The organism is Marinoscillum furvescens DSM 4134, assembly GCF_003386095.1.
Classification (GTDB): Bacteria; Bacteroidota; Bacteroidia; order Cytophagales; family Cyclobacteriaceae; genus Marinoscillum; species Marinoscillum furvescens.
Window position 1 is genome coordinate 56,396 of the sequence record NZ_QREG01000002.1, and the last position, 12,848, is coordinate 69,243.

Sequence of the window (12,848 nt, forward strand, 5' to 3'; positions counted from 1 at the left end):
TTGTGTTAAAAATTTTAGATCTCTATCCTGCTAGCTCCCGATATTTACCACCAGGTACAAGAAGCCAATAATGGCCACCACCACGAGCAAAGCCAGTATAAACCCAACCGTGTCGGTTTTATTCCACTTTAATATCTCCCAATCCGTGTTCGGAAACATAAGCCTGCTGGTAAACTGATTTGGATTTTGGCTAGCCGAATGGATGGCTTTTTGGTCGGCCTCAGGATCTTCCTGTACCGGCGTTTTCATTTTTACAAAAAAGGCATCCAGACCGGCTTTCTCTTTTGATGATTGACTGAATCGGTAGCTGAGCAAAATCAGTAATGCAAATGGAAATAGCGTGCGGATCAGTACACGAATCGTTTCATTGAGCGCGTATGAGTTTTCTGTTAAATCAAAGCCAATACGCTGCAACAAGACCAACTCCAGGCTCAGCAGCCCATGTCCATGCAGCAGCCCGTCCTCGGCAAGCTCCACTCCTGATGTCCAGAATATGGACTTTCGTGGTAGCTGATAGGTCTTTGTAAACGTCTGACCGACTGCCAGTGCTGCTGGTGGCGCTCCCTGACACTTCCACTGAGCTATCTGCTCGCTTCGCTGGTTTACATCTGCCTGATTGGCGGTGTAGACCCGCTCGGTCACCACCGGACGGGTGCGAAGCGTCAGTGCCTCATGGGTGCGCAGGGAGGGAACCATACTGGTGAGCACTATGGGCAGGAGAAAAAACAGTGACAATGATGCACCGATCGTTACCCAGGCTGCCCGAGCATTGGCCTTGCGCCACAGTATGCCCAGCCAAAATGCACTGGAGAAAATCACGCCAAACTCCCACCACAACTTGAGCTGCCCAAGGATGCTGTCACTATATATGCTCATCAGTGCCGCACCGATCACTACCACACCACCCAGCACGCGTCCTACGTTGAGGTAGTGCTGCTCCGATCGATGCCTGATCAGCGAGCGGTACACATTCTGGGTGAGCAATGCCGAGGTGGTGATCATCAGCATATCTGCCGTAGACATGAGAGCTGCCATGAGTGCGGCTATCATCAGGCCTACAAGCCCGACATTTAGCGGGCCGAGCAGCTGCATAGAGGCATAGCCCCAAAGCAAGTCCGGATCGGCGATCTCCTGGCCAAACAAGAGTACAGCGGCCAGTGCAGTTAGTCCCCACAGTACCGTGGTAAACCGCTTGAGGTAGCTACCGAACGTGAGGCCAAATCTAGCGGCGTACTCATTGCTAGCTGCTCCGGGGGTCACAAAATGATTGGCCTGTGCCGACACGTTGATCAGCGCCATAAAGGCCACCGCTCCTATGTAATACCATGTGAAATCAATCGTACTTGGCGAACCAAACACCTCGAAAAAAGAAGCAGGAAGCTGTTCGTGCAGATGCGTAAAGGCCTGCATCATACCACTGCCACCGAAACGGTCGTTGATCTCCGAAAAGGCAAATGGCACCAGCATAAAAGAAAGAATGATGATGAAAATACCCTGGATCAGGTCACTGATCAGCGCGGCTTCCAACCCTCCTGTGATGGCATAGAGGCATACGATAATGACGATGGAAAAAATCAGCCCTTCTTTGCTAATATGTGAGAAAATTTTCGACGGTTTCAGGGCGGTAAGTCGGTCCAACTCCTCCCGCTCACTGGAAGACAAAGCGCTATAATCTCTCAACTGTAGGACATCCAGCCGCTCAGCCTGCTCGTATTCCGCACGCTCTGCCACGGTAAGCTCTTGCGCGTCTTTAGCAGTCATTACCATGACTGTTTTGGTGATGCTGATCAGCCCTATCGACAGTAGGATCATGAGCCCCACACTGGAGATCATCGCATAGGTCGCCGCCAGTGACTGGCTGCCAAATCGCTCTTTGAAAAAATCACCCATGGTAACGATGCGCAAGCGCCTGTACCAGACTCCTGTAAACCAAAAAAATGGTGTAGCAAAAAGCATCAACAAGGCACTCCATACCCCTGCGGCTCCATTGTTGTATGTGGTGGTGGCCACCGAAGGACCACTATCTGATGAGGTGGCCTGACCAAAGGCTGCAAAAACCTGAATGAGCTTACCAAACCGTCTGCCGCCCATAAAGTAATCCTCTTGCCCGCGGATCCGGCGCATAGACCATATGCCAATGGCTATCATGCTAATGAAATAGCATGCAATCACGATGATATCTGTAATGTCTAATCCGTACATTGAAACTTTCTTTATTCAATGTCTTTTAGTTAAGCTCCTACACTCCCTCTTCAAAGAGGGTGTAGGGAGATGTTTATTCTGAAAATTTGCTTAACTAAAGGACATTTCTTTATGCGTTCATTTTATATCTATACTCCCCTACTTCCAAACCCAGGGATCAAAAGGCTCCAGGTCTAGCATGGCCATGCCGGCCATCAAAACCGCACCTATTCCATGGGGGTCGTCTGGGACTGGTGGTATCCGGTAATAGAAGGGCAAGTCTGTGCGCAGGTTGAAGCCCAGGCTGATACCATCTACAGTGCCATCGGCTCTGATCTGGTCGGTAAGTCCCTGCCAGGCAGCAATCACTACCGGCGTATATAAGTTGTCCAACCACCCCTGGTGAATGGCTACGGCCATGGCATAGCAAAACATGGCTGTCCCGGAAGACTCCAGGAAGCTGTCCTGCTTATCCAAAAGCTGATGCCACATGCCTCCAGCATCCTGATAGCGAGTCAGACCTGTTAGGTGGCGGTTAAAATTGCTCAGCAACTGATCTCGATCAGGATGAGTCTTGGGCAATGCCTTCAACAACTCTGTATAAGCCATCGCCACCCATCCATTGGCCCGCCCCCAGTGGGCTACCCCATTTACCCCCAGATCGGGATAGTAGCAGTGATAGTACAGGCCTTTCGATTCCTCAAAAAGATGCTTATGGGTATGGAGCGCCATTTGCACCGCATCCTCCAGCAGTGCATCCTCTCCCGTTTGTTGCCACCTACGCACCAAAAAAGGAATGCTCATGTAAGCGTCATCGGCCCACACGCTGCGCCTGCCCTCGCAGGTGCGACTAAAGGTGCCATCGGGAAGTCTGTCCTGTTGTTTGGTAATGTACTGGGTGACACGCTCCAGCCGTGATTCGAAGGTTTTCGTATGCTTTAGCTGACTGGCTGCGATGAGACCGGCATCCATGGCTCCACAGTCGTCCAGGCGATCCAGCCTGAAAAACTGGTGCATGCTCCCGGAGTGGTTGCCTGATACATATTGCTGCTCGAAAAACGCCTGATTACGAAAAGTAAATTCGTAATTGGCCAAAACGTACTCCTGATAACTGGGTGCCTTAAATCGCTCTGCCAGTTCTAAAAACGCCAGGTGAATGACCCCATTCCAGTATTTCCAATCGTTGAAGCCACTGCGAATTTTGACAGCTTTCATGTCTGCCGACAACTCCGCAATTCGTTCCCCTGATTTGGATTCAAAATCAAAACTTGTAGCATCCACTACCCGATCAGCGATCTGCAAGAGCAGTGCCTTTACACTCCTGTGGTCTGGCAGCTGATCCAGCCGGTTGGTTTCAGCCATCATCTGGTGATAAACCTCACCCATGCGGGTATGACTGTCTTTTGCTTTTGTCTGTGTAGTGCTCATAATTCCCTTTATCTTCCCATCCATCCTCCATCTACTGTAAGGATGGTTCCGTTGATATAATCTGATGCTCTGGAGGACAGGAATACCACCGGCCCTGCCAGGTCTGTCGGTTGTCCCCACCTGCCCTGAGGTATACGCTCCAGTATGGCGCCGTTGCGTAGCGTGTCTTTTCGCAGTGCCTCGGTATTATCCGTGGCGATGTAGCCTGGTGCTAAAGCGTTCACATTCAGCCCTTTGTCGGCCCATTCATTGGCCAGGGCTTTGGTCAACTGACCGATTGCGCCCTTGCTCGCGGCATATCCGGGCACGGTGATGCCTCCCTGAAAGGTGAGCAAGGATGCGGTAAATATGATTTTGCCACTTCCTCGCTCCAGCATGTCCTTGCCGATTTCTCTGGCGAGGATAAATGGGGCGTTGAGGTTTACATCGATCACCTCGCCCCAGTAGGCATCTGGATGGTCTGCTGCTGCAGCACGCCGGATAGTGCCCGCATTGTTGAGCAAAATATGCGGTGTATCGTGAGCTGCTCGCAGTTGTGCTATGAACTGTTGTAGACCTGCCCGTTCATTAAAATCACAGCTGTAAGCATCAAATCGCCTGCCCAGTGCGCACACTTGCCGAGCCACCTCATCATCAGGCTGCAAAGTGGCCGAGACCCCAATGATATCTGCGCCTGCTTCTGCCAGGGCAAGGGCCATAGCCTTACCTATTCCTCGCTTGCAGCCGGTCACTACTGCCAATTGACCGCTCAGATCGAATGGATTAGTTTTCATTTGCAATCGGGGTTTGGTCTAGTGGGTCTTCCAACAATTTCTGAGGTTTGGCCTCATCATCTTCCATATACTCCGGCAGGCCATATACACTGCCTTGTTTGTCGGCATAGTAAAGCCTGCTTTTTGATACTTCCCGCGCATGGCCATCTGCCCAAAAGGCATAAAAGTCTGGATGCGCATTCAATGGTTTGCGGACATACGTGTGGTTGTATGCACTGCCCGATGTGAGCGCTCGTTCGAGCTGCCAGGACTCGCCCTGGTCGGTACTCACATACATGCCTACTTCTCCTCCCGGATTGTATGCCTGTGCGCCCTTAAGTGTCGGTGCCATCACCACCCATCGGTCCTCGCGTTCGGTGTAGATGGAGCCCATGTCGTAGTTGTGGTCTGAAGTAGTGATCTGCGAGTGCAGCCACTTCTCACCATTCCATTTGGCCAGCCGCCAGGTACGGGGATCATTGTCAGGACCTGACTCATAGCCTCTACTGGTGAGGTACAGGATTGCAGGATTACCAGCTGCATCGTACACCATGTCTTTCATGTAGACCAGCAAACTATCCGCTTCGTAGGCCTTGACCAGCGCCGGGCTGTTGACGTCTGTTAGTGGCGTTTCTAATGGCTGACCTCCCACTGTTTTCCAGCTATTGCCAAAATCATCTGTCTCCATATAGTAGAGGTTGGTGCGGTAGTTGAGTCCCTGCTCAGGTAGTTTCTTCCGTGGGTGGTAGTTAAACGCCACCCCGGCCTTTTCTCCGTTTTGTGTACTGATGGGGTAGTGTCCTTCTCCTATGGCTCCGATGGTCTGCCACTCAGACCATGCGCTTCCGTTTTTGCTTGTCGCAAAGACTAACGTACGCTGTGCGGGGTTGCCATGTGGTCCCACAATGGTGCCGCCTGCATCCGAATAGCTGCTGAAGAAGGCCAAAAACCCTCGGTATTTTAGATGCCATGGCTGAAAATAGGAAAAGTTATCCATCGGTACTTCTTGCCCATTTTCCATTTTTACCGGACGAATCAGCTCGAACGAATCGATGGAGTAAGGTTTCTTGCTTTTGTGGATATACGCCGGTCGCCAGCTGCCATGCGCTGTACTAAATATCCAGATATAGCCGTCATCATCTATCGAGATGACCGGGTTGTCATGTGCATCGCCTGTCAGCTTGTCCAGCAAGATGGTAGGGCGTGGAACGGTACCCGTTTTGTGGTCAAAGTAGGAAACCATGTGCCAGAGGCGTTCATTGTTTGAGGGTGCTGCTCCTCCGTAAGTGAAAAATGTCTTTTGGGCCTCAGGACTGTAGATGGCAAGTGGGCGATGCTTGGCTGTATAGGTAGCCAGTCCTCCACTGTACTTGTATTTGTACTCGTTATCGAGCGGTTGGTTATGATCCCAGATACCCCGATATCCTGTGTCTTTGACATTGGCCGTAATGGTACCGGGATCCGTACGCGTATCGGTCTCCAGCCCTTCGATGGCATTGCCCTCATAGGTGAAGGTGTGCGGGTCAGGCAATTGCATTGGTCGCCGGACCTTGCTACATGCTCCTGCCACCAGCATTAAAATTGGGAGCAGTCTAAAAGTTGTTTTCCAGTTCATTTTTAAGTGCTTCGAATGTATCTTTTTCTATTTCTTAGCTGATAAAGGCTTCTTTATTCACTGTAAGGTTTTTTCTGAATTAGTCCGTTTCAAGTCGGAGAGAGGCAGCATACTTACCGCCTCTTTCATCTTCAAATTGAGCTCCCATTGATCAGCCAACGGCTGCCCTGTAAAAGGCACTTGTGCCATGTATGGTGCTGGCCCAAACTCCGGGGTGAGGGTAAGGTTTTGTCCCTTGAGGTGTAGAACCTGACTCCACCATTCCATGTGTACGCGTAGGGCTTCCTCGTTTTCGGGTAAGAAAGGATCCACTACCTGAGGACCATGCCGGTGGCCTACCCGCAAATGCAGATGATCGGTGCGTGAAAATGCCAGCTTCAGTGCTTCCGACTGGTCGTGTAGCCATGACTCACAGACGCACGCCCAGTGCGAAAAGTCACCCGCCAAACGCAACTCGGGGTACTTCTCCAAATAAGGTTGAGTTGCAAACGGCGCGAATGAAAACTTGCCCCTATGAGTCTCGTGCACGAGTGTTATTCCTGAGCGCTCAGACCATTCTGCTGCCATTTCCAGCAACTCACAGTTTTGGTCGAAAGTGAAGTAATCCTTCCCTGTTTGAGCGTTGACGAATATGGGCATCAACTCTTCCAATTCAGCAAGTTTACGCTGATAAAGCGATTTGTATTCATCGAAATGCATAGAGGGGGCATTCCAGGGTATGGCCACCTGAGCCACCAGCTGCAACTCATAGTAATCGAGAAGTTGTCGTAACTCAATATTTAACTTACTCCATGTTGGCACTGAAGTTTCTATACCCTTATAGCCGCTTTCTTTCACCAGGCGTAAAAAAGACTCTGGCTTTCGATCATGAAATCCCCATACTGTAGCGTAAAAATTCATTTCACTGGTTTTTATCGACACTGATCATTTAACTCTTAATGGCCATCTCGCCCACTCACCTCATCTGCCTGGATCTGAGTCACTCCATGGATGTCTGTCCATCTGGGATGATCCAATAGTTTCACACGCTGGCCATTTACCTCAGCTATTACATCATTGCGATGAAATTGTACCGCATAGGCCACTCGATTGTCGTTCGTATCGTTTGGACCGCTACCATGCACTGTCAATCTGTCAAATGCGACCACATCTCCTGGCTCCATGTCGAGCACCTGGAAGTCTTCAGGCTCAAAATCGAGTGTAAGGTGATGATCACCTTCACCTGCATTTACCGCTTGCAAGTCTCCCATTTTGTGCGATCCGGGAACCACCTGCAAAGCACCGTTTTTCTCAGAGGTAGTGACAAAAGGGGCCCATATATTGATGCCTGGTCCTTCGAAAGTTGTGTATTGATTGTCCTGATGAAAATGAAACTTACCTCCTCCTCCACCGCTTTTCACGGCCGAGAAAGGTAAATACATCGTAGCCTCACCTCCCATCAGTTGACTAGCAATGCTTTTTAGGAGTTGGCTATTGATGTAAGCATCCAATGTGGAGCCTTTGAGGTACTGCTGCGTTTGCCGCAGTTTTGTATGCCCCAGCCCGATGACAGACATGATATGATCAATGTCTGATTTAATATCCTGAGCCAGAGTTGAAGAAAACACAGTTCTGAGCACGACATATCCATGCTCCTGATAGTGCTTCAAATCATCAGCACTACAGGTGTAGGCAGAAAAACTAGAAGAGTTCATCCGTTGAAATTTTGTGATTAAATGAATTTTGGATTTGGGATATCGTGGGTGACAAAAACTAGCTCTTGTCACCCGCGGTATGAGCTATTTTGCCCACCAAACTTTATCTGCATTCGTTAGGCTTGTAAATGTTTGCCCTTCTAAATTGCTATTGATATCCGCCTCGCTATTAGGCAATGGGAACTTTACAGGTTGTTCTTCCTGATTTGCAGGTATACCCGTTCGCCGAATATCATTGTAGGCTTCTATGCCTTGATACACAAAGAATGACAAAAACTTTTGTCTCATGATATCCTCTAATGCTAAGGCGCTCGCACCAGGAAAAACTTCCGAAGCAGCTGCAAAGGTGGCAATAGCTGCTGCGTCTACCCCAAATGAGTTCATAGACGCGGTAACAGCAGCTTCATAGGCATCATTGGACGCTACGGTATTGCCCTGTCGGAGCAGTGTCTCAGCCTCTATAAATTTCAACTCACTAAAAGTTAACAGCGGCATAGGAGCAGCTGGCCCAAAGAAGGGTGCTTTTGGAGCCGAAAAGTCATTGTAAAGCCCCCCAGACTCTGCAAAACCTATAGCGCCTTTATAGGTATTATCATGAAGTGTCATCCATATTTCGGCACGTGGATCGGTAACACTATCACCGTTTTCAAATTGGAGAAGCGTGTTCACAAATGTACTATGAACTACCAGGTCCGCATTTAGATTGCCGATTGGATTTCGGTTATTTTCGCTGTAACCTGAAAAGACCAAATTGTCATCATTGCTCTGATAAGCTGACGCCAGCGCGGCAATGATCTGATCATCATGATCGCTTCTATTACTCAGCCGATTTAAGTATCGTGCCTTCAGTCCGTAAGCAGTTTTGAGCCAAAGTCCAATATTTCCTCCATAAAACTGATCTACACCAGCAAAATCATCCTCAGCACCTTTTCCTAAATCTGCAATTCCACCTTCTAGCAAAGCCAATACTTCTGCATAAATTGCTTCCTGGGTATCAACTTTAGGGTTTTGAATCTGAGTAGGCTTACCCGTTTCAGAATAAGGGATATCTCCAAACAAATCAGTTGCGACTGCCAGAGTATAGGCTTTCAGCACCTTTGCACACCCTGCAAAATTCCAACTTTCATTCGCTTCAGCACGGGTGATGATTTGCTCAAAATCATTGAGTGTATAGTACATCTGTACCCATGTAGGAGTAGCTGTAAAGTCTGCTCGATAACCATTGTTGGTGGAGTTTGACAGTAGCTCCGAAAATGTAGCGGCTGCCACAGCTGAAGTATTACCCATAACATTGGTCACCAGGCGCTCGGATGCAGCGACCCATACATTGACCGGCAGGACCTGCTGCGGGTTGAGTGCGTTTGGATCCGTATCTATTTCATTGAGCACTTCATCACTACAGCTCCATCCAAAAGTGCTCATACTAAGTATCAGAATGGATTTGATGATATTTTTATTGATCGAATTCATGTCGTTAATATTTTATAATGCGTGCCGAAGTAAGACATTGAAGTCATGAGCCAAACATTCATCCTTCAGGTGATCATGATGTCGAATGATTGAACTCATTACTTCAGGCATTTACATTTAGTTGGTTAAAAAACAAGCTTTAAGCCTCCACCAAAGCTCTTGGTCACCGGATAAGTACTGTACTCGATACCGAATGTCTCGCCTTCGGTCTGTCTCAGGTTTTCCGGATCTGAATTCGGGTAGTCCGTGATGAGTAGCAAGTTTCTCCCCACGATGTATGCCGAAATACCCGAAAACAGCGGTACATCAACCACCTTCGTAAGGTCAAAATCCAACCGCAGTTCACGTAATCGCACAAAAGACGTCTCATAAGTGTAAAACTCATTGTTGCCATCTACGCCACCTCTCCAGGGGGCATCAAAATATGCCTGACCTTTAACGATCGCTATATCGTTAGCCTCGCCGGTAGATACAATCTCCCCATCTACGACACTGCCTTTGACCCCATCTATCACTACTTCCGTTTCTCGATCTTCAGTAAAAGCAAATGTTCCTAAACGTCCTCCTAATCGATTTGGTCCTGAAAATTGATTTCCACCTTTTCTCCAGTCAATCTGAGCGGAAAGCGACACAAACTTGTAAGTAAACCGATTGATAAATGACATTTCAAAATCAATAGGCGCCTCTGCATAAGTTTGTGGGGTTATGGAAGTGAGAGGTATCCCAGTGGAGCTATCTACGATGATACGGCCTTGATCATCTCGTGCGTAGACTCGACCTCTGAGCGCTGGAAACCGCCTGCCTTCTTCCACTACCAGCGACATTCCATTAAAACCAGATTCATTGTAAGCGAGCCTCTTCACACCTGTTTCATCATCCGTTTCTACTCCTTCTGAGGTGATTTCAGTAACTACATTGTTATAGGAAGTAAAATTGGTGGTCAAATCCCAGCGAAAACCATTAGTCACTATCGGAGCTACTGTCAACGAAATTTCATGTCCATTACTTTCTACGGTAGCGGCATTTTCTAAAATGGAGGACGCAGTAGTAGAAGCAGGTAGCTGTCGCTCAATGATCTGATCTTCGGTTCGTGTATCAAAATAGGTGTAATTAAAATTGATTCGATCATTTAGGAAACCAAGGGCCAGATTATATTCCATTCCTTTTGTATTAACTGGGCGTAAATCTGATGCGACAATTCGTTGACCAGAATTGGAAGCCGTAGGTCTGGAAGGTAATACACTGTGCCAGTTTCCATTAAAGGACACCACAGGATTAAAGGTGGCCTGCTGTATGAAGGTATTGGATGGCTGTTGTCCCACTTCAGAGTAATTCAAAGCGATCTTACCGAAATTTAAAATACTTTCATTGAGATCTAGCACTTCCGTAAATACCACACCTGCCCCAATATTGCCATAATTAAACGTACGGTTTCCTTCTGGCATATTCGATAAGTAATCAGAGCGAATGGCTCCATTTAGGAAAAAAGCGTCATTATAATTGAAATCCGCATTGGCAAGAAAGCCTACGTTTCTACGGCGACCGTCATGGGTGGTGGCCCTACCTATCACGTCACCATCGGTGTTGCTTGCTTTGTGCAATCCAGCCACCAGCATTCCTCCATTTAGAGCCGTGAATTGGTTGATTCCGTCATCATGGATAAATTCATTACCTACCATAATGCGAGCGTTGAATCCCGTAAAAAGCTGTTTCTTAAATGTTAATCCGGCAAAAGAGTTGTATTGAATCTGGTTGCTGTTAAACTCTGATATGTAACCATTGTTAGTCAGCGTATTGACTCCATAGTGCAAATTATATTTCTCTCGAACAATAACTCCATTGTCGGCGGCTGAGTTGAAACCGAACCTTACTTGAAAGTCCAGCCACTCAGCAAAATCATATCGCAAATAGGCATTACCGAGGACATTGATCTGCGTATTATCATTATAACGGTTATTGGCCATCCAAATGTTATTTGGAAAGTTTCTCCACCCTGTAGGGCTATATGGCTCCCCAAGCATATGCTGTGAAATACCTCCAAGATCGTAAGAGGCAGGTTTGGAATTAATCAACGCCAAAGGATTGGTGTCGCTTGCCGGCCCTTGATCTATACTTCTTACCTCGCGATGAATGAGTGATACCAGTGTTCCTACTGTCAACTTATCCGTGAGATACAAATCACCAGAAACATTTAGGTTATACCGCTTCATGTAGGTATTCGGTACAATACCGTCTTGATTGGTGTAGGCAAACCCAATATTGACATTGCTGGATTGGCCCCGTTGTTCCAAATTTACACTGGTGTTTAGCGTGTGCCCATTTCTAAAGAAAGCTTCATAAGCATCATAAAATTGGGGCTGAACCTCGCCTCCCACATGATCTAGCGTATAAGCGCCCAGGGTATCCATTCGCGGACCATAGTTGAGACCACTGGTTTGAGAAAATGCCCCATTACTGCCCTGAGCATACGTTTTCTGAAAGTCTGGTGTAACCGCTATCCGATCAACCGTATAATTGGTATTGAAAGTAATTTTTGTGGACCCGATATCCGCTCCTTTACCGCGTTTGGTCGTCACCACGATCACTCCATTATTCGCTGCCACACCATAGAGAGCAGCAGCAGCTCCTCCTTTTAGTACATTGATCGATTCGATTTGAGATGGGTCCAAATTATCTGCATCACCACGAGCACCATCTATGATAAATAAGGGCTTGTTACTACCACCAAAGCTATTCTGCCCCCGGATGAGCACATTATTGAGCCCCCCTCCAGGCTGCCCACTACCCTGATTTACACTAACACCAGCGATTTTTCCCTGCAACGAATTTACCAAGTTTGGCTGAGCGCCTTTAGTAATTGTCTCAGAGTCTATATTCTGTGATGAGTAGGTCAGTGTTTTGGCGTCTTTTTCAATTCCAAATGCAGTTACAACAACCTCTTCCAGAGACGAAAGGTCAGCATACAGTGTGACGGAAACCTCAGAGCGACCTGCTAAGGCTACCTCCTGAGGGTTAAACCCTACAAATGAAATCACGATGACTGCCTCCGGACCTGATACACTAAGCTGAAATTTCCCTTCCAGATCAGTAATGGTGCCATTAGTGGTACCTTTTTCGAGTACCGTAGCACCTGGCAAAGGTTCACCGTCTGCATCATGCACTGTGCCAGACACTTCAGTATCTGGTGAAATGCCTTCCTCTACGGTTTCATGAGAATCATCTTTAGGATAGATGTGAATATTGTCATCTACTCGCTTAAAGCGCAAGGAAGTTTTCACAGAAATTTCTTCCAGCACTTTGCCTAGCGGGCGCTTTTTGGCATGCAAACTCAAACTTTTTTGAGTATCTATCAGGTCATTGTTAAAGGAAAAATGAAAAGGAGTTTTTTCCTCTAAGATGCCCAATACTTCAAGCACAGTGGCTTCTTTCACCGAAACAGACAATTCTATTTCGTAAAGGCTCTTTCCCTGAGCTTTGGTCTCAGACGCCAGGAGCAGACTTGCCGAAACAGTCTGGATTATCATGAGTATGAGTACAAACCTTGACATCCTGATTAGGTCATTCAGTACATAATTTTTCATTAATTTTACATGTTTAGTTAACAATAAGGTTGGCTAAATGCGTGTATTGGATTTTGGGTCGCCAAACTTTGAAATGCAATACACATACATCTGGTGCCGGTTTTCCGGCATCATTTGTTCCGGGCTA

At 47.6% G+C, this 12,848-nt stretch carries 8 protein-coding genes; all 8 read right to left on the reverse strand.

Going from position 1 to position 12,848, the window contains the following annotated elements:
- Positions 1-30: 30 nt before the first annotated feature.
- Complete coding sequence (locus tag C7460_RS02795; RefSeq protein WP_115866560.1) at positions 31-2,202, reverse strand: sodium:solute symporter family protein; 2,172 nt, start codon at positions 2,200-2,202, stop codon at positions 31-33.
- 138 nt (positions 2,203-2,340) lie between these two features.
- Complete coding sequence (locus C7460_RS02800; RefSeq protein ID WP_115866561.1) at positions 2,341-3,633, reverse strand: glycoside hydrolase family 88/105 protein; 1,293 nt, start codon at positions 3,631-3,633, stop codon at positions 2,341-2,343.
- Entirely contained in the window at positions 3,618-4,382 is a 765-nt protein-coding gene (locus C7460_RS02805) for an SDR family NAD(P)-dependent oxidoreductase (RefSeq protein WP_115866562.1), read from the reverse strand. The genes C7460_RS02800 and C7460_RS02805 overlap by 16 nt, the downstream gene beginning before the upstream one ends.
- On the reverse strand, positions 4,372-5,976 hold the full coding sequence (locus tag C7460_RS02810) for a BNR-4 repeat-containing protein (RefSeq protein ID WP_221409433.1): 1,605 nt from the start codon (positions 5,974-5,976) through the stop codon (positions 4,372-4,374). Before C7460_RS02810 ends, C7460_RS02805 begins: the two co-directional genes overlap by 11 nt.
- 57 nt (positions 5,977-6,033) lie before the next feature.
- Positions 6,034-6,876, reverse strand: coding sequence for a sugar phosphate isomerase/epimerase family protein (locus C7460_RS02815; protein ID WP_147302835.1), 843 nt, complete (start codon positions 6,874-6,876; stop codon positions 6,034-6,036).
- Positions 6,877-6,911: 35 nt separating this feature from the next.
- A complete protein-coding gene (locus tag C7460_RS02820; protein ID WP_115866564.1) occupies positions 6,912-7,670 on the reverse strand; it encodes a phytanoyl-CoA dioxygenase family protein in 759 nt (252 codons plus the stop codon).
- Positions 7,671-7,754: 84 nt separating this feature from the next.
- Entirely contained in the window at positions 7,755-9,140 is a 1,386-nt protein-coding gene (locus C7460_RS02825) for a SusD/RagB family nutrient-binding outer membrane lipoprotein (RefSeq protein ID WP_115866565.1), read from the reverse strand.
- A 125-nt stretch (positions 9,141-9,265) separates the two neighbouring features.
- Positions 9,266-12,721: a SusC/RagA family TonB-linked outer membrane protein gene (locus tag C7460_RS02830; protein WP_115866566.1), complete on the reverse strand. Its 3,456-nt coding sequence runs from the start codon at positions 12,719-12,721 to the stop codon at positions 9,266-9,268.
- Positions 12,722-12,848 lie beyond the last annotated feature (127 nt).